Below are 19,749 nucleotides of genomic sequence, written 5' to 3' on the forward strand. Positions count from 1 at the left end.
TTGCTCTGGATTCAAATGCATACTTTTACAGGCCATGGTTCATCATGTTGGTTGGGCGCAACTAAAATAATAGTTTCATCTTTCGGATAGTATATCAATGCAACTTCCGAACTGTAGCGGTCCGACGGATTTGGTCTGTCATGCCAAGGGCATCTTCGGATATTATTGCTATCTCTATAGCACAAATGAAGTGGCCCACCTCGATGAGTGCATTTATCATTCAAAGCCTTAACACTTTTTTCATCTAGGTAAATAGCCACCCGATCGTTGGTAGATGTAAGGTCAACAATAAGACTTTTTGCACCTTTTGTGCTAATTTTCTTTATTGCCATTTATTCACATCCCCTATAGTGTAAATCTGATATTTGCAATTTTCAGAGTGAATCAAAGCGCCATGTAGTCTGTTGTGCTCGATTATAATTCCATCCCCCGGGCCTAACATGGTTGATTTACCGAATCCATTAAGGAACTCCATTTGCCCTTCAATCACGTGGCACAATTCATCTTTATCGTGACTGTGAGTGATTGATAGTTCACCTAGAGGTTCATCTAAATTGGCTAAAGGGATATCCCCATTATTTGCAGCATTTTTTACGTCAGGCCAGATTTTTTTGTAGATATTTACATAATCTTCAGCACTGTCTTTCCATAAAGTTTGTTTCACAAAGTCGCTATCAGCAATATCAGAGATTAACCGGGCTTCTTCAAAGCCTCTGATAATTTCCCTTGCGGCATAATTGCCATATTTATCTATTGCTGGCATGACTAAATTTTCAAGTACCATTCTGCTGTGATCCACATCAATATGGTGATGTTCACTGAAATATTTAGTGTCTATTCCTGGTAATGCGGTTTCTAAGCATTTTTTCCAAATTTTACAACTTTGTATGAACCCTGTTTCTGCTAAGTAAATAGCGCCAATATATTTGAAAAAATTATTTTTATTTCGAGTTATTGAATTGTAATAATTAGCTAATAATAAACTACCATTTAAATAATATTGCCAGTATTTATGTGGTTCTGAACTTAACCCCACAGAATTTAATGTATTTTCAAATAAAGTTGAGTGTTTGGAATTATGGCATCCATAGCCTAATTCATCAATAATGACTTTAAATAGAGATGAGGATAGTTGGCCGTAATTTCCTGGAGCATACCGTGCCATAGGGCTTGATTCAATGAGAAAATCAGGACAAAGTTGAACTAAAAAATCTTTTGCCGCTAATTCTGGGTTTTTCGAATTAAGAATAACCTCAGAGGAAGGTAGTGTTTTTATTGTGCGAATATCATTTTCAAATGAATAAAAATACTCTTTAACTTGGGCCTTACTCCAGTGTTCTGATATTTTAATATCATCATCAAGGAATGAAAATAAATATTTCTCAAGGTATGGCATTCCTATATATGCTTCGGCGGATTTTGTTGTATTGTATCGTTTCCCTAAAAGATCGATGTCCTCGCCAGAATTAGGTAACATTAAAAAATCTACTTCATTCATTGCAAATAGTATTCTATTAGCAGCAAAGGCTGAATATTCATTGAGATTTTCTTTTTTGAGTGGGTTTTTGAAGTTTAGAAATTTAACTACGTGAGGCCGTAGGCGTCGCCCCCAATATAGTTCCTCATAACGATGTTCATTATCGATAAATAGTGTATCATCGCAAAAGTTAAGAATAGCATCCCTGCATAATTCATGGTTATTTGTACTAAAGTCGGCAATAACCTTTGTGTCTTTGATATCTGTTTTCATATTCTACCCCTTCTCTGATACAATAGTTATTGAGCCATTTTTGTTAATTTTCATTATGTATGTATTCCCAGCTTTAACATTTATTGGTTCTTGTAATGGATGGAACGCTTGGTGCCAATGCCCTTTATCCCTAAGATCATTTGAAATAATCGATGGCCCCATTCGGGCCTGAAAATATGAAATTATACCGTGGCATATACCTGTTCGGTAGGCAATGAACTTTGATGACCTTATGCCATGTTCGAGAGTAGTATATGTATATTCATTGATTTTCATACTTTCAGATAATGTTTTTACATTGAAATTGTTATATCTGATAGGAAAATATGTTGTTGTTGAGTGATCGTTAATATGAGTTAGTTTAATTCCATTAAAATTTCCTGATATTTTATTTTGGTTATAAATTTCTTCTGATTCAATCATAAAGCCATATTGTTTTATTATATCAGGAATTATTTTTGTGTTGGAACTTGCTATTGTGCGAATATCTTTTGCGACTGACCAAAATCCCTCGCCAACAATACCGCAGTCTAATGTTTCAGTGAATATGACATCAGGCGGTTCTTTCATAATGCCTGATTTTATTAGTTCACTGCTAGTCATGTGATATATTTTTATAATATTTTCAAAATTATTTTCTTTTATATTTTTCACTGCTACATGATAAAGTTGTTCATCCATTTCACACGTATAAACAACTTTAGCACCATGTTTTGCGAAATATATCGCAGTAAGGCCTGCTCCAGTACCTATTTCTAAAACAACTTTGTTATCAACACCATAATAAGTAATAGCTTCTTTTATTGCTTCATTTCTTAATTTATCATTCAACATAGAAAAATGCCATGTCGGAAATTTTCTTTCCATGATCATGGGTTGTATGCCAATCACATCACGTTTTTTATATAGTAGTACCATTTATGTTGTCCTCAATATAATGATCAAGTAAGTATATTGTGACTATGGGGTTATATTGTGATTATGGATTTATATGGTGACTATGGGTTTATATGGTGACTATGGGTTTATATGGTGGCTCACAGAATATGATATATGTCCTATCATTCGTTGCAATATCTTGATGTTGCATGCTGCCGCTAGGAAGAGTTATGAGGAATACTTCCTATGAAGTTTACACAGTGTTAGCCTCCTTTAAAAGGAATACGATATATATCGTTTCCATATTTATACATCCAGGTTTATTAAAAAAAAAGTTAAATATTTTCAGTGGTAATAAGAACTATAATTACTTTAATGTGTAATAGTTTTTATTTAAGCCACGAATTTCACCCGTAATGAATTGAACCGCCCCGGGAGTCCTGGAAACTAAACTCCTTGAGAGAAGTAAACAGGATGACTAAAAATACCCTCTTTTCCCCTGAGATCTGTCAGCGGCCCCGTATGGTTCTGGAAAGTTAGGACAAAGAAATCACATATCGCCAGTAAATAGTGGAGTTTCAATGAAACTTGCGAGCGGGTTTGAGATATTTGAAAAAATAAAAAAGTTACTATGCAAACAGCCAACAATCCACATTTAAAATGTACTGATGGCTGTTTTTCTAAAAAACCCTTCGTCATTAATAAAACCAGATCACACGCCTAATAAAATCAGTTATCTACCAAAGTAGATTGATAGCTTTAATTACGAAATACAACAACCGGAAGAACCGTGTTTTATATATTCATACTCACCGTCAAGAAATCCCGCCATTCTTGGCACTCTTACTTCAGGGCGATATAGCCCATTGATAATAAGGTTAAACTCATCATCACTGCGCGCTGAAAGGAGCTTTTTCCTATCGTGTTCATTACACAACTTACTGATGTCATTTAAGATGTAATACAATAGCCCATTAATAGAATTATCAAAACCTGAAAAAGAACTGTCTCCTCTGCGTATCGTTCTGCCCTCAAGTTGTTTTCTTGATTCCGCACTAATATTAAAATGATTGAACAACCTTTCTCTATTGGCACTCCCCTCCAAATATAAATAGGGGTTTAATTGATCAAATAACATCATAGAAGAATGCATAAGTGAAAATTTATTTCCAGAATATCTAATTCGGTAAAAATGGTGCCCAAACCTACTTTTGCATTTTTTAGGATTTCTGCCGACTTCAAGTGAAAACGACACAAATCTATCATTTCCTAAGTAGGACAAATCTTTTTGGGTTGCGCCGCTATAATCACAAAATGTCATTTTTCTCTCCATGAGGGTAGCTCTTGAGAAAAGATTTAATGATTTTTTAGTACTATCTATCAGATTATTTTCGCTGGCATGAACAATATAAAATTCTTTTGACTTAAAAGCTTGTACAAAACCCTGCTGGTTTTCGTTAATAATACCTAATTCATTTCTTAAGTCTTGCGTTATCGTTCTCATATTCGAACGCAAATCTGGATAATTATCTCCATCTTTAAGTTTGTGGTAATCATATATCGCGCCAAAATTATGATTATTAGCGGCATTGATCATTGTCTTGCGCATTTCATCAATCGCATTGTTTTCAAAGTGCCGGCGAATACTTCTTTTAATTACGTTAGCAGCATTTATATTTTTTTCTGCATTCATGCTCTTCATAATCAACCTCATTACTTCTTATACATAAAGAAAAACAAAACTATAATTTAATTCCCTCCATACGCAAAGCGTTCTCATTTTTGTGAAAAATTAAAGAATAGATACAACCCGGAATAAAAACTCATATTTAAATATTGCGTTCTATATATTCATACTCCCACTGAAAAAATCCTGCCACTATCGGAATCCTAACTTCAGGGCGATAAAACCCATTGATAATATTATTGAATTCTTCATCTGTACTGGCGGAAAGGAGTTTTTTCTTATCCTGTTCGTTTTTTAACTCACGAATATCAATAAGAAGAGAATACAAGAGTCCATTAATAGAATTAAAATATCCAGAAAAAGCACTGCCCCCATTCGTTCTGCGTAATATTGAAAGCTCAATTTGCTCTACTGAATCGGAACTAATACCAATTCTATCGATTATCCTTACGCTATGTTCCAACATATTTAAATGCTTACATTTATAGAGCTGATCATATAATACCATTGAGGAATAAACAAGTGAGTATTTATTAGCTGAATACCTAATGCGATAAAAATGATTTCCAAAATTACTTCTCTTTTTTTTAGGTTCCCTGCCTACCTCAAGTGAAAAAAATACATATTTATCATTTCCTAAAAAAGTTGCATCGTCCTTAGAATTTGCCTCATCAAACGGAATTTTCCTCTCCTGAAGACTAACCCTTGATAAAAGAGTTAATGATTTTTTAGCTCTATCTATAAGATTATAATCACTGGCATGGACAATATAAAACTCTTTTGAATAAAAATTTCTTACAAAACCTAACTCATCTTCATTAAATGCACCTAGCTTATTTTTTAAGTCTTTTGCAATCGTTTTCATATTTGAGTGCAAGTCTGGATAATCACGTCCATCTTTAGTCTTATGAAAATCAAATAATTTTTTACTATGATGCCTTCTATGTCTATGGATCAGTGTGCTACTCATTCTATCAATTGCTTTATTTTCAAAGTACTGGCGCATACTTCTCTTAATAAGATTAGCAGCATTTATCCTTTTTTCTTCATTTATGTCTCTCATAATTAACCTCAACATTTCTTATATATAAAGACAAATAAAACCATATTGTGTTTTAAATTGATACTAATGCACAAAGCGGGCTGATATTTTCAAGGAAGAATATTGTAAGTATGGACACGGATACCAGAATCATAATCATAATCAGTAGCCATTAATACCACAAGTAATTAATACACTCTTCATAAATAAGTTTTGTGAATATAAATATTCAATTGAATTCAATGTGATAGTACAAAGTGTGATCCAAAACTCAAACAATACATATTTTCATATTAAAAGGCGTGAAATCTGACTAGGATAAATTTGCTATTATTTCAGTCTATCCATTATCTCATCACGAGCATAATCATTCTGTTAATCGCATTGTAGAGAGAAAATCCCATTATTTATCACTCCTGCCACACCAAGGAGAAAAGGCATGAAGAAAAAATCTATAGATCAAAAGGATATTGATAAACTTATTACTTTAATCGGCGGAAAAGAGAATATCGCCTCCGTCAGCCATTGTATTACCCGCCTCAGATTTGTTCTCAATGCACCAGAAAAAGCCGATACCAAAGCCATTGAAGAATTGCCTATGGTTAAGGGTTGTTTCACCAATGCTGGTCAATTTCAGGTGGTTATCGGGACAAATGTGGATGCTTATTATAAAGCCCTTATTGAAACTACGGGCAAAGAATCCGCCAATAAAGAAGAAGTTAAACAAGCCGCTCGTCAAAATATGAAATGGTATGAAAATGCAATTTCACATTTTGCCGAGATCTTTTTCCCATTACTGCCTGCACTTATCAGCGGCGGTTTGATTCTCGGTTTCCGCAACCTAATCGGCGATATCCCATTCAGTAATGGCAAGTCACTCGCACAAATCTATCCTGTTTGGCAAAGTATTTATGATTTCCTCTGGCTCATCGGTGAAGCGATATTCTTCTACCTCCCGGTAGGCATTTGTTGGTCTGCCGTTAAAAAAATGGGAGGCACCCCTATTCTGGGGATTATTCTGGGGATCACGCTGGTTTCCCCACAATTAATGAATGCTTATCTCTTGGGCCAACAAACCCCCGCGGTTTGGGATTTCGGTTGGTTTACCATTGCCAAGGTCGGCTATCAGGCTCAAGTTATTCCTTCCCTATTGGCAGGCCTGACGTTGGGCTGGATTGAAACCCGACTGAAAAAATTGATTCCGGATTACCTCTATCTTGTTATTGTCCCTGTTGTTTCGTTATTACTGGCCGTTTTCCTTGCCCACGCCCTGATAGGCCCAGCCGGCCGTGCTATCGGTGATGGTGTCGCTTGGGCGGTGAAAGGGTTAATGACAGGCAGCTTTGCTCCCATCGGGGCGGCTCTGTTCGGTTTCTTCTATGCTCCGCTGGTCATTACGGGTGTACACCAAACCACGTTGGCAATCGACTTGCAAATGATACAGAGCACCGGGGGAACCCCAATTTGGCCGATTATTGCACTCTCCAATATCGCTCAAGGCTCTGCTGTCGCTGGCATTATCTGGGCAAGCAAAAAACAGAAAGAGCGGGAGATTTCCGTTCCGGCAGCCATCTCAGCCTATCTGGGTGTTACTGAACCTGCTATGTACGGTATTAATCTGAAATATCGTTATCCGATGTTCTGCGCGATGATAGGCGCGAGTCTGGCTGGTTTAATTTGTGGTTTCAATCACGTGACAGCCAATGGTATTGGCGTTGGCGGTATCCCTGGGATCCTTTCCATTAAGCCCCAGTTCTGGATGATTTATTTGGTCGCAATGCTTGTTGCCATAGTTATTCCAATGTTGCTGACCATTCTGGCGTATCGCAGAAATGAGCGCAAAGCAGCTCAGGCCAATGAAATAACCAGTTAATGTAATCAATAAAAATCCGATCAAGCGCATTAAATTAACAGGTATAAATATGACCGAACAAAAACCGTGGTGGATGGACAGCGTTATCTACCAAATTTATCCAAAAAGTTTTCAGGACAGCACAGGTAAAGGCACGGGGGATATCAACGGGATCACCCGACGGCTGGACTATTTGCAGCAACTCGGTGTGGATGCTATCTGGATCACCCCCATTTATCCCTCTCCACAAATTGATAATGGCTATGATGTTGCCGATTACTGTGCCATCAACCCCGATTACGGCTCTATGGCGGATTTTGATAACTTGGTGCAAAACGCCCATCAACGAGGCATCCGCATTATTTTAGATATGGTTTTTAACCATACTTCCACGCAACATCCATGGTTTCAGGCCGCTCAGGATATTCACAGCCCTTATCGTCAGTTTTATATCTGGAAAGATGGCGTTGAAGGCACCCTGCCCAACAATTGGAAATCTAAATTTGGCGGTAATGCATGGCAATGGCATGCAGAGAGCCAGCAGTACTACCTTCACCTGTTTGCTGTAGAACAGGCCGATCTGAACTGGGAGCATGAACCTGTTCGCACTGAATTGAAAAAAATCTGCGAATTCTGGGCCGATAAAGGCGTAGATGGATTGCGGTTGGATGTCGTGAATCTTGTTTCCAAGCAACAAGATTATCCTGATGATGATCGTGGGGATGGGCGCCGATTCTACACCGATGGCCCCCGGATACATGAATTCCTGCAAGAGATGAGCCGTGATGTTTTTCAGCCCAAGGGGTTGATGACTGTCGGTGAAATGTCTTCCACAGTCCTTGAGCACTGCCAGCGCTACAGTGCATTGGATGGAACAGCGCTGTCCATGACGTTTAATTTCCATCACCTGAAAGTTGATTACCCGAATGGGGAAAAATGGACTCGCGCCAAACCAGATTATGTGGAATTGAAAAAGATTTTCTCAACCTGGCAACAAGGAATGCACCAAAAGGCCTGGAATGCGCTCTTCTGGTGCAATCATGATCAACCCCGCATCGTTTCGCGATTTGGCGATGAAAATGAACTGCGCAATATATCGGCCAAAATGCTGGCTATGGTGTTGCACGGTATGCAGGGAACGCCATACATTTTTCAAGGCGAAGAGCTTGGCATGACGAACCCGCATTTCACGCATATTGAAGACTATCGGGATATCGAAAGCCTGAACATGTATCACGAGCGCATAGTACAAGGCATGCAGCCAGAAAACATACTGGCAATTCTGGCGCAGAAATCCCGTGATAATAGCCGAACCCCTATGCAATGGGATAATTCAGCAAATGCCGGTTTTACAACAGGTACACCGTGGATTGGCCTTTGCAGTAATTACTCAGAAATCAATGCCGAAGCCGTATTACAGGATAAAAATTCTGTCTTCTATTGCTACCGCGATCTGATTAAGTTGAGAAAACAGCAGCCTATTCTGATCTACGGCGATTATTTGGATCTGCTTCCTGAGCATCCGTCACTATGGTGTTATTTGCGCCGTTGGCAGAATCAAACCTTACTGGTTATCGCCAACCTGAGCAATGAGACTCAATTGTGGTCTCCGGCACCTTCGCTGGCAGATAAAGAATGGCAAGTATTAATCAGTAATTATCCGTTTTCCATCAATAAAGATTATGAAATCAGACCTTATGAGGCCGCGTACTTAATTTCCACTTCATAAAACCATTTATTATGCAATGCCATTCTCATAATAAATGACTGGTAAAATAAATAAATACGTATCCCTTTAAAAAAAGGGATGCGTACATCTAAAAAATATTAAATAAATTAACGAAAAATAAAATAACCAATTAACAAAACAATATTCCTTCGCTGTAGAAATATCCTCAGAGTAAGTTTGACATTTGATAGCATCTGCTATACTTAAATTAAAATAGAAAAACATATCATCACTTGCAAACAAGGGGATATTATTATGTCATGGTGGCAGAAAGATATTGTTGTCATGAACAGCACACTTCATGACTGGAAAGTGATTGACGAGCACTTACCGAATATAAAGGTTGCATATCCAGAACAGGAAAAATTAATAAAACCCAGAAGCATCTTCATATTAAATCTCATTTATAATTCAGAGAATACAATTACAAATGATTATTTTGAAATAAAATACCAAATAATGGATTCACAAAACAGCACCTTCACCATTCGTGGAAAAATTGATGGTGCTAAAGACCCCGATTTAGAAATTTATCTAGAAAATCTAGAAACAGAAAACCAAGCAAAAGGTTCAGTAGTAATACTCCCCAGAAGATCTAAAAACACCTACCTATTATTTTTCATTGGTGAGTCTGGTCATTATATAGGGCCTAGTATAAAAACGGAATCTTGGATGCAAGATCACCGAAATATATTGGGGGATCACGCATTGGATGCAGTATGCATTCCAGGCACCCACGATGCCGGAATGAGTAGTGTGACATGGAAAACCCTGTTGGCCAGCGCATGCAATACGTTAACCCAGACACATAATGTTTTAGGGCAATTGAAATTAGGTATACGCTATTTTGATATCAGGCCAGTCATCCAAAATGCTAAATTTTATACTGGACACTATTCAAAAATAATTAACATATGGGAAGGCGCTAACGGAGAGTCGCTTGATTCTATCATTGATGGTATTAATGAGTTCACAAAAAACCATAATGAAGTCATTATACTCAGGCTTGACCACTCCCTAACTTTAGATGTGGGTTTTTTTCAGTCTTATCGTAAATTTAATCAAGAAGAATGGTTTAAATTATTCAAGAAATTATCTACTGTCAATCATCTGTATCATCATGATGGTTCAAATAATATTACAAAATTAACCGTCAATAAGCTGACAAACAATGGAACTCGCCCAGCGGTCTTATTCCTTGCTGAAAACAAAAAAACCTATATTGATTTGGGAGAATATAAGAATAAAGGATTCTTTTATATTAGTGATATAAATATGTATGATAAGTATTCACATACAAGTGACTTATATAAAATGACCGAAGATCAAATCGATAAAATGAATAAACATTCTCCTTCACAATATTTCCTATTATCATGGACTTTAACTCAAGAAGGCGTACAAGTATCAACATGTAATGTGGTTGATTCCTACAGCATCAAGAAGTTAGCTGATTATGCAAATGAGAATTTAATTCAAACTATATACCCCCGCATGACAAAAACAATATATCCTAATATTATTCATATTGATAATGTGAAAGATGACTTAGTAGCAACTCTTGCTCTCGCCATCAATTGGACAGTTTTCTCCTATAAGCCAAAATAGAAAAGTTAACATTATATTTATACTGAATATATTCGTACAATGGCATACTCTCAAAATCTGTGTCATACTTTTTTAATCTCAAACAAGGGGTATGCCATTATGTTTTCTTCAAAATATTTAATTTATTTTGGCGCTAGCTGTCTACTCTTGTCTTCTCTCGCACAAGCGCAAACACCATCGAATCAATTATCTTTAAGCCAGAAAAAATATCTGGAAAAGCAGATTAGTAAACACGTCACAGATAAGTCTGCACTGAAAGACGTAGAAAGTTGGTCTGATACCAAAAAAGTCGCTGAATTTATTTGCCGCCCTTTTGCTTTGCCTGTTATTCAAAAACAGCATAAAGATGCTGACAAAATTTTTCTTGGTGAGGTATCACCAGATGATATAAAACTGACATCGGCTTCTGAATTGGTTGGTATAGGCATGTACCGGACAGGCATGGATTGGCATGATATTCGATTTACCTGCAAATTGGATGCGACAGGTAAAGCACACTCTTTTACATTCGAAAAAATAGTGCTGCCCAAGTTGCAAACTGGCCCAGGGCCTGTTGTTCTGCCTCATAAGGAGAACTAAATGAAATCTCTCTGGTTGATGCTACTGCTCCTGTCGCCATTCAGTTTTGCCGCCAGTTTTGACTGTGCAAAAGCCAAGGCACCTGATGAAAAAGCAATTTGCGCAAACAAGAAGCTGAATGATCTGGATGTGGAAATGAGTGTGAAATATAACTTTCTGCGAGGGTTGTTCGCGATGGGCGTTTCAGGCGAAATGTATGATAACCAAACAGCATGGTTGAAGCAGCGCCAAAAATGCAAAGGTGATACCGCTTGCTTAATGCAGAGTTATCATCAACGCATCAATCAATTGGATACGCTGTATAACTCGATAGATAAACCCATTTAATGGCAAAGATTCAGGAACTCAAGGAGAGATTTTCTTTCCTTGAGTTTTTTATATCTAACAACCATTTTGCCCTTGCTTATAAATATCCGGACGCGCTATTTGCCAAACATGATGTTCAGAATTAACGGGAGAATAACCAAATTTTTCATATAGCCAAGGCGCCGTTGATGTAACAAGCATAATTCTTCGTAACCGCTGTATCGCCGGATGAGTTTGGCAGCATTCGATTAACCAACGACCTAATTTTTGTTTCTGATATTCTTCTAATACATAAACATCACATAGGTAGCCGAAGGTAGCAAAATCCGTCACAAATCTGGCAAAACCTATTTGGGTGTTATCCTTATACAGCCCAAATGTCAGACTGTTTTCAATCGAGCACTTTACTGTTTCGTGATCAATTCCATTAGCCCAACCTGATGAATGTGCAAGAAATTGATGAATGGCTGTAATATTTAATAGCGATTTATCTGTTGAGACTTTATAACCTTCTTTTATCCAATGAAAGTTTTCATGCATAATTTACCTTTCCTTAATGCCTTATTAGTTGATATACGCGTCGTACTTCAAGGTGCATGTATTATCATCCCGCGACGCGGAATGATAATACGTTGCTTCCTGAAACTTTGAGTTAATAGGGTATATACCTATATGTTGTTGAGTTCATTATGATTAACATCAATTCTCTGGTAATACCGGAATAAAAATAGTTTCACTGCCTGATAATTTAATTTTCTTCCACACCTTTTGAGGCAATTTTTGCATATATATTCTGGTGATGAAAAATCCCATTAAGTAATTCAGCATAGTGCAGTTTACCCTCAAACTGGAAACCGCAACGTTTCGCTACATTGTTACTGGCTGCATTCTGAACGCTGCATTTGATGACAAATCGCTTAATTATATCCTTGTCAGAATAATGGCTAATCAGCGCATTCAATGATTCCGTGACGATACCTTTCCCCTGCATTTGAGGATCGAGCCAGTAACCTATATAAGCGGTTTTATTTCCGCTATCAATACTATTGAATGACAATAAACCCACCGGTGCATTCTGGTGCAAAATAATATACGTCTTTCCTTCGCTTTTTTGGTGTGAGAGCTGACATGAGTCCATGAATTCCGCAGTATCGTTCTCACAGGTCACATAGCGCGGCCATGCCATAAATTGACTAAAGTAATCACGGTGTTCATTGATAATAGTATAAAGGCCACGAGCATAATTTCGTGACGGAGTAACCAAGGCTAAATACGCATTGACGATGATAGAATCGCGCTTGTGTAGCAGATCGCGGGGAAATAGCTCAGACTCTGGCTGCTGTACTCGGGCAAGTTCAATCTTGCCATCCAGTAACGCATATACAGCGGGTTTCCGACGGCTCCACTCTGCGCCAGTCTGTAGATCATACGCGCCACATCCCCGGATAAGGAAATGGCACCCTTGCCTGAAACCGTGCCGTCCCACCGGCAGGAAAGTGTCATTTTCAACGCAATTATAGCCAGCAGCAACCTGAGCATAATTTGGCTCAGTCATGCAACCGGCATCTATGACCGTAAAGGAATGGGCAGATTTATGTATTGATGGAACCCAATTCATCCCCAAATTCGTCTGAATAACTTCCGCGTTATAGCGCCACTTGCTGCCGAAAGCTTTGCCACACAGATACCCATTGTCTTCGCTGAGGTAACGACCGGATTCAAAAATCAGTTTCCACTTTTTATAATAATCACTGGCATCACCTTCCAGCAATATGTTGATTTTCCTAAAAAACACCTCTGGCGATAACGTTTCGATCTCCGAACTTTCAGAAAATGCCTCCGCAGGAAAATCACTGCCGAGGCTGAGATGCCCTCCTGCCGGGAGGTTTTCAACGAGAAAAGGCAACCAGCTACTCAGGTTTTCGATTAACTTATAGGAGCCGGATTGATTTGAGCCGGTGTGCAAATGAAAGCCAGCCAGATACAACGTCCTGGATTTAGATAATAACGGTAAGACTTTTGTCAGATACTCATCTTCAGTCACCCCAAAACGGGACGGCTTACTCTCACGATACATATGTGAAAGACGAATACCCACGCCACACTGCCTACCTTGCTTGGCGGCAATTTCTTCCAGCCTTTTCAATTCCTCAACACTATCCACCTGAATAAGGATATCGTTTTGAACGGCATATGAAAGTTCTCTGGATAACTTCAGTGGGCCACCCAGCATGATGCGATGATGTGGGAATCCTGCCGCAGAACTCATGTACATTTCTTCAATGGAACAAGTTTCGGCACTGACGCCTTCTTCTGCCATTATGCGGCAGAAAAGCCCCAACGAACAAAACTTCAGTGAGGCAGAAATTTCAAAGTTATTGAAAAAGTTAGCACAGGATGAACGAAGTACTTTTACTTTTTGCCGCACGCTGTCGGCATCAAAAATAAAAAAAGGCTGTTCTGGAACAACACCACTTTCAAGAATCGTTTTGGCTGCTTTCAGAATAGGTAGAGACGTTATTTTTTGTGCCATAACTGTATTGTTACTCCCTAATAATTATGTTGTGCATTCAAAGGATCGCAAACCAAAAAAAGCAAAAGAACAACTAATTTACAAGAAATTACGTCTTATTTTTACCCATCCATTAATATAATAATGTTATATGGATTCAAATAATAAGTGAAAAGCAGTTATATCATCAAAGCAAGAAAAAACACATCAATTCAAATAACCCTTTGATTTTCATTATTTCTAATTTTCAGGGGAGTTTATTTCATCAGTTTTAACGTGTTGTCCCTTCAAGCCAAACACTTTATTAAAAACCTTCGGCATTTAAAAGCAACATTTCATTAATTCCACCTAATTTTAATTTATTAACTTTTTTAAGAAAAATACCAATAAAAAACAAATTAATAAAAAAGCCTCTAAATTTCAGATAATAAAAATCAGAAAATATGAGGCAGGTATATTAACCAAGCATGATTTTGACAAAGTAAATTACAGCTATTTTTCAGCGCTGAAATTACTCAATATCTACTGATTGTCTCAAACTAAATCAGGTTAGGTTTAATTGAAAATTAAAGCCCTAACTCCGAAAGCCCAGGATGCTCATCAGGTCGGCGTCCCATTGGCCATAAAAAAAGGCGCTCTTCTTCCCTGATCGGCATATCATTAATGCAGGCATATCTATTGATCATCAGCCCCTGTTCATTAAATTCCCAATTTTCATTGCCATAGCTGCGATACCAGTTTCTTGAATCATCACACCATTCATAGGCAAATCTGACCGCAATACGGTTCTCATCATAAGTCCATAGTTCCTTAATTAACCGATATTCTAATTCCTTGGCCCATTTCCGACGTAAAAACTCCACAACAGCTTCACGTCCATCAACAAATTCAACACGATTGCGCCAGTGGGTATTCAGAGCATATACCCCTGCAACTCTCTGTGGATCACGACTGTTCCATGCATCTTCAGCCAAGCGAATTTTTTCCATTGCGGTTTCTTTGCTGAAAGGAGGCGTTGGGAGACGAACTTGCATAGTGTTACTCCTGGTTGATTAGGTAGACAGGTCTGTCTACATTTTTTATCGTAATACAGGTAGACAGATCTGTCTACTTGGTTGATAATTTTATTAAAGGAGCCAACATGTCAAAAAATATTTCAACTGCCCGTGAACGCATTCTCCAAGTTTCCCATGATCTCTTTTATCAGGAAGGCATCAGGGCAACCGGAATAGACCGCATTATCAAAGAAGCCAATGTCACCAAAGTCACTTTCTACCGGCATTTCCCGTCTAAAAATGATCTGATTATGGCTTTTCTCGAATACCGGCATCAGCGCTGGATTAACTGGTTCAGCACAACATTAGCCGCTGAGATATCGGTGTATGGCACGCTCGTAAAAGCGCTGCCTGCTGTATTGGGAAAATGGTTTATCAACCCAGAATTCCGTGGCTGTGCTTTTATCAACTCTACGGTTGAATTCTCTCAGGCATTACCAGAAATACAGCGTGTCGTGCAATCTCATAAGCAAGAAATGACGGAGATCCTCGCAGGATATCTTCCGGCTACATCTGAAAAATCGGTTCTGGCCAAGCAAATCACATTGCTCATTGAGGGTGCCATTGTCATGGCGCAATATGGTGAGGAAAGTGACCAAGTCGTGTCTCTGCTGGAAAAGTGGCTGTCATTACATCCGGAGATTTTGGGTAAATAGCCAATTCCAAAAAATCCAACTAGTTAATGATGGGAATTCAATCAAAGTTCCGGTTATTTTCCTCCATAAAAATAATACAAAAGTCGCTAAATCGCTGAGGCTAACTTCTGCAAATTCTCTACTGCTGTTCTTTGATAATTCCCCTTAAATACTCCCAGAAAATTTTATCTGAGTTTGTATATTCGTAATGCAATTTAAGAGAGCTACGCAGCCATGAGAGATAAATGATCTCGAATGTTGCTGTATCACACGGCTAGGGTATGAAGTTATTTAGCAATATTATCAGCCTGATACCAATCTTTTTTAAGATTTTTCTTGAAAGATCAAAAAACCGGAACCCATCAATTAAATTTACTGATAATTGCGTATTATAGCCAAATTAATGCCTATAAATATTTCCAATGAAATATTTATAGGCATTAATTTGGATATCTGTGCAAAGAAGGATTTAATCGAATGAGTGATATAGGCAGATTAGATTGTGTTCCCTGCAGTAAATTCAAATACTGGCTGGAATTTCAGTTATTGGACAATCAGGGCACGCCATTAGCGGGTATTCCATATATTCTTAAAAGCCGGGATGGAGTTATTAATGCCAAGGGCGTTACTGATGGTCAGGGCATACTGCGGGAAGAAGACTTATCGCCTCTGCCGATGACATTGCATGTGGAAACGCAAAAGCTGGCGGATCAATTGGTCGAGAAACCCACTGCTGACGTCATGAAAATCAAAAAAGCACTGGGTTCTTTGTCGACGATTATGCCGGGTGAACTCAGTGATGGTCTGCCGAAAATTAAAGGCTGGACAGAAGACGCCCTGCAAACAGATTATTACGCTAACCCCGAATATCCGGGCATAACAGTTATGCCTGAACATAATCGTCGACATATGATAGTCGTTGAACGAATTGTGAATCCGGTGTTTGCCAAATCTTGCCTGCAACCTGCGGGTTGTACAGATGCGGGTACAGAAACAGAACCGCATACCCATTTTGGACAGATGCAAATTTACCAAACCGTACCGAAATCGGATTGGATGGAAACGGCAGAGCAGGGCAGAAAGAATCATTCTGACCCATTGATTTTCGAGGCAGTTGCCTGGGTAGGTAATCAGATATTCCCGCGTGCAGAAGCGAATCCGGTCTTTATAGAGCCTTATCTACAAATGGTGCAACAAACACAGGCTCAAACGACGGCAACGATAGGAGCGGCAGCAAATCAGGATAATAACGGACATAAAAAGGAATCAAAGCCGCTGTTATCCCATAATGAAATACAAGCACTGGAGGGGGTTCAGTTTGGTTTATCCAAGGAATATCGCCTTGCCAGTATGTCCACGACAATTTTGGGTGTCATGTTGCGGCAGTGGTGGGATGGCAGTGACAAGGGCTTATTGCATCTTGAAAATCTGAGAAAAATTGCCGACAAGAAAGGCACTGCGCCAACCCGTATCCGCTACCGTTTTGCCGAAAATCCCCAAACCGGGCAACTGACTGCCGTGGGATACCATACCAGTAAAGAAAGTGGGTTGGAAAAAGTCAAAGTTCGCCATGTGCAGCATAACGAATCCTTAAATCGGTATGAATTCTGGGAAGATGGCGCTTCCTCGCCGACATTGATCTGGTATCAGGATGCGCTTTCTGGTGAATTATCCCAGCAGCATATTGATAACCCTGTTTCACAGAATTCGACCGCCAATGTCAAAGTGGCCGTACTTGATCCCAAAATCAACGATCAGACACCGGGACTCCCGATGCCGGAGCAGAGGGATTGGCGGGATAGCATTTACGCCAACCCACAGCAGGATCCGAATAAGCTGGGTGAGAATAGCACATCTACGCCGATACCCGATGCAAGAGATAATGGGACAACTAAGCTAACTACTCCCGCCCCGCAGGAAAAGGATTTCCGCGATTATATTCTGATTTTCCCAATATCGAATATTCCTGCGATTTATGTTTATTTGAGTAGTAATCATGATAAAGGTAGTGGGTTAATCGATGGTATACCGAGAAATCCAGGTACTGTAAGGCGATTTATGTCAACAAAGGAATATAAAAAATTCAAAAAAGAGGGATTCATCTATGATCCAAATGATTCACGAGGAGGGATTAGTGTTACCTCTATAAAAGTTGATCCTAAAAATCCAGACTCAATAAAACGAAGCACAGGAGCCTTAGGAGCTGACTATTATATGGATATTGATACAAGCAAAAAAAACGTCGAGTTAAAGGGCAAAACTAAAGGAGGTGTCATGGATTGGAAAATTAAGGATAATGTTACAGAAGACGACATTATTAAATATGGGAGAGTAGAAAAGTGAGAAACGATTTCCCTGTTATATTGGATAAATTTATAAAAAGTTATTATGAATTGGTCGATTGCATTACTAGTGTGAAAGATTCAGATTCTTTTAAATCTGATGAGAATTTTAAAAATAACTTAGAGAAATTAGTTACATTAAGAGTCTATCAACTTAAAGCATTCTCTATTTTATTAAATAATTACCCAGAAGATGCAGTATCTCTTTTTAAAAGACGATATTTGTCGGTTGATTTAGAAAACTCTCCTCGCGATCAAGTTGCTGATCTAGATGTTATGTTTTCTGATATAAAAGAGATTTTAGGAAATAGTAAATTTAATGAAATCCTAAATTGTCCAGAGTTTACACAAACAAATAAAGATTATTATCGTGTAAAAGAAGCTATTGAATTTGCTCTGGATGAAGATCTGTGAAGTCTAAAACACAAGAAAAAAGCCATTAATATTGAACTGCGCCTCAAAAGTTGGACACCAACTGAGTAAGGCGCGTGGAGAGGGTTCTCTTTTCCGTACAGAAAGTTAAGAGATTCGATTAATCTCTCATGACTTCAAACTGATTTGGGCTAATCCAGCCCAGATAGAAAACAAGGAAAAATAGAGTGGAATCCGGTAGGGCATAAAAACACTAATGAGAGGCCGCATGTTACTATCAGAGACTTTGATGTAGCTCGTTATTCTGTAACAGATAAAATTTTCATAAAAGGCAGAGATAAGCATGATGGAAAACCATAAGCAATATACTATGAAACAAGCAAATGATATTTTGCATCCTATATTAGGTGGAAATATATCAGTATTATAACATATTGATTTAACAAGAGATGACAGATAAAAATTATTAGATAAAATAGATAACTGGGAGAACTTAGATGATCATGAAATATTAAGAAGAATTTTATTTGAAAAATACACTCACAATTATGTGTATATAATAGCCAATCTTTCCTATTCAAAGGATGAAATTTATTTTGTAGAAAAAGAAAATATTGATTGATTGTTATTGTAAGTTAAATTCCGAATGTTTCTTTAGTGGCGCAACATTTTTTATGTCCCCATTGGATAAAAATCCACTTGAATTTAATGACAACGAGTTCACCCTCCGCAAAGATATTACTGATATGCTCACTTATAGTGGCTTTTGCTTTACCGTAAAGTTCACAAATCATTGCTTGAGATAACCAGAGAGTATCTGACTCAAAACGGCATTCAACGTGTGTCTGACCATCATCACTTCGGAACAAAATAAATTCGCCCTGAGGTGCTTCGGAAAGATTATCACTCATTAAATTGCCTCCGTTTTACTAGACATTATCTCAGATAGATGAAGAACCGATAGTACTAATATACCCAGAAAAATAAATATAAAAATACTCAAACCCATTAGTTACCTGCTATCGGCATCTTAGCCAATTTTAGAATTTTGGTAATATTGTTTTTCCTATACAAATAAATATACCCCAATATGCCCTATAAACGGATTTCGTTGGGCTGAACTAAATCGGTATTAATAGAATTCCAAGTAGTTTAATTACATATCTATTAAGGAATTAGTGATATTTAACAGCACTTGAGTGGCGGAAGATCACAGGAGTCGAACCTGCCGAGGACCGCTGGCGGCCCCATCTGGATTTGAAGCCCAGCCGCCCCACCGGGGACGATGATCTTCCATTAAGGAAACTAATGAGGGACAGGGATTATAGCGCGTCTCGCGAGATATCTAAACTTCTCTGTTGCTTCACAGATATCTGATATAAAAAGAGCCTGATTACTCGC

Annotated in this window: 16 protein-coding genes, 1 tRNA gene and 1 pseudogene; 8 read left to right on the forward strand and 10 right to left on the reverse strand. The window is 38.3% G+C overall.

Annotation, left to right across the window (positions count from 1 at the left end; all coding sequences use genetic code 11):
- Positions 1-11 precede the first annotated feature (11 nt).
- The 5 genes from BM100_RS08435 to BM100_RS08455 form a co-directional block, all read right to left on the reverse strand.
- Positions 12-332 carry a Rieske 2Fe-2S domain-containing protein gene (locus BM100_RS08435; protein ID WP_092509871.1) on the reverse strand — a complete coding sequence of 107 codons (321 nt, stop codon included), beginning with the start codon at positions 330-332 and terminating at the stop codon, positions 12-14.
- Positions 323-1,750 carry an iron-containing redox enzyme family protein gene (locus BM100_RS08440; RefSeq protein ID WP_092509873.1) on the reverse strand — a complete coding sequence of 476 codons (1,428 nt, stop codon included), beginning with the start codon at positions 1,748-1,750 and terminating at the stop codon, positions 323-325. Before BM100_RS08440 ends, BM100_RS08435 begins: the two co-directional genes overlap by 10 nt.
- Before the next feature lie 3 nt (positions 1,751-1,753).
- Positions 1,754-2,668 (reverse strand): 50S ribosomal protein L11 methyltransferase, encoded by a 915-nt coding sequence (locus tag BM100_RS08445; RefSeq protein WP_092509875.1) that lies wholly within the window; start codon positions 2,666-2,668, stop codon positions 1,754-1,756.
- Positions 2,669-3,392: 724 nt separating this feature from the next.
- Entirely contained in the window at positions 3,393-4,331 is a 939-nt protein-coding gene (locus tag BM100_RS08450) for a hypothetical protein (protein ID WP_092509877.1), read from the reverse strand.
- Between the two features lie 127 nt (positions 4,332-4,458).
- On the reverse strand, positions 4,459-5,379 hold the full coding sequence (locus BM100_RS08455; RefSeq protein WP_092509879.1) for a hypothetical protein: 921 nt from the start codon (positions 5,377-5,379) through the stop codon (positions 4,459-4,461).
- Positions 5,380-5,797: 418 nt separating this feature from the next.
- Between BM100_RS08455 and treB the strand changes: the two genes are divergently transcribed.
- From treB to BM100_RS08480, 5 genes are all read left to right on the forward strand, one after another.
- Positions 5,798-7,231: a PTS trehalose transporter subunit IIBC gene (gene treB, locus BM100_RS08460; protein ID WP_092509881.1), complete on the forward strand. Its 1,434-nt coding sequence runs from the start codon at positions 5,798-5,800 to the stop codon at positions 7,229-7,231.
- 49 nt (positions 7,232-7,280) lie between these two features.
- Positions 7,281-8,939 (forward strand): alpha,alpha-phosphotrehalase, encoded by a 1,659-nt coding sequence (treC, locus tag BM100_RS08465; protein WP_092509883.1) that lies wholly within the window; start codon positions 7,281-7,283, stop codon positions 8,937-8,939.
- Positions 8,940-9,194: 255 nt separating this feature from the next.
- Positions 9,195-10,547, forward strand: coding sequence for a PI-PLC domain-containing protein (locus tag BM100_RS08470; protein WP_092509885.1), 1,353 nt, complete (start codon positions 9,195-9,197; stop codon positions 10,545-10,547).
- A 99-nt stretch (positions 10,548-10,646) separates the two neighbouring features.
- A complete protein-coding gene (locus BM100_RS08475; RefSeq protein WP_092509887.1) occupies positions 10,647-11,126 on the forward strand; it encodes a hypothetical protein in 480 nt (159 codons plus the stop codon).
- Positions 11,127-11,453, forward strand: a complete 327-nt coding sequence (locus BM100_RS08480; protein WP_092509889.1) for a lysozyme inhibitor LprI family protein — start codon at positions 11,127-11,129, stop codon at positions 11,451-11,453.
- Positions 11,454-11,507: 54 nt separating this feature from the next.
- Here BM100_RS08480 and BM100_RS08485 read toward each other — a convergent pair whose 3' ends face one another.
- From BM100_RS08485 to BM100_RS08495, 3 genes are all read right to left on the reverse strand, one after another.
- On the reverse strand, positions 11,508-11,972 hold the full coding sequence (locus tag BM100_RS08485) for a GNAT family N-acetyltransferase (RefSeq protein ID WP_092509891.1): 465 nt from the start codon (positions 11,970-11,972) through the stop codon (positions 11,508-11,510).
- A gap of 208 nt (positions 11,973-12,180) precedes the next feature.
- Positions 12,181-13,965 carry a GNAT family N-acetyltransferase gene (locus BM100_RS08490; protein ID WP_092509893.1) on the reverse strand — a complete coding sequence of 595 codons (1,785 nt, stop codon included), beginning with the start codon at positions 13,963-13,965 and terminating at the stop codon, positions 12,181-12,183.
- A 545-nt stretch (positions 13,966-14,510) separates the two neighbouring features.
- Positions 14,511-14,978 carry a nuclear transport factor 2 family protein gene (locus BM100_RS08495; protein WP_092509895.1) on the reverse strand — a complete coding sequence of 156 codons (468 nt, stop codon included), beginning with the start codon at positions 14,976-14,978 and terminating at the stop codon, positions 14,511-14,513.
- A 107-nt stretch (positions 14,979-15,085) separates the two neighbouring features.
- Between BM100_RS08495 and BM100_RS08500 the strand changes: the two genes are divergently transcribed.
- The 3 genes from BM100_RS08500 to BM100_RS08510 all read left to right on the forward strand — a co-directional run bounded on the left by BM100_RS08500 (position 15,086) and on the right by BM100_RS08510 (position 18,390).
- Positions 15,086-15,655 carry a TetR/AcrR family transcriptional regulator gene (locus tag BM100_RS08500; RefSeq protein ID WP_092509897.1) on the forward strand — a complete coding sequence of 190 codons (570 nt, stop codon included), beginning with the start codon at positions 15,086-15,088 and terminating at the stop codon, positions 15,653-15,655.
- A 456-nt stretch (positions 15,656-16,111) separates the two neighbouring features.
- Positions 16,112-17,977 carry an S-type pyocin domain-containing protein gene (locus BM100_RS08505; protein WP_092509899.1) on the forward strand — a complete coding sequence of 622 codons (1,866 nt, stop codon included), beginning with the start codon at positions 16,112-16,114 and terminating at the stop codon, positions 17,975-17,977.
- Positions 17,974-18,390: a hypothetical protein gene (locus BM100_RS08510; protein ID WP_244590595.1), complete on the forward strand. Its 417-nt coding sequence runs from the start codon at positions 17,974-17,976 to the stop codon at positions 18,388-18,390. Before BM100_RS08505 ends, BM100_RS08510 begins: the two co-directional genes overlap by 4 nt.
- A gap of 674 nt (positions 18,391-19,064) precedes the next feature.
- Here BM100_RS08510 and BM100_RS08515 read toward each other — a convergent pair.
- A pseudogene (locus tag BM100_RS08515) lies at positions 19,065-19,259 on the reverse strand (virulence RhuM family protein); the annotation flags it as partial.
- Positions 19,260-19,548: 289 nt separating this feature from the next.
- Positions 19,549-19,643, reverse strand: a tRNA-Sec gene (locus BM100_RS23005).
- Positions 19,644-19,749 lie beyond the last annotated feature (106 nt).

The sequence above is a fragment of the Xenorhabdus mauleonii genome (assembly GCF_900113945.1).
GTDB classification, from domain to species: Bacteria; Pseudomonadota; Gammaproteobacteria; order Enterobacterales; family Enterobacteriaceae; genus Xenorhabdus; species Xenorhabdus mauleonii.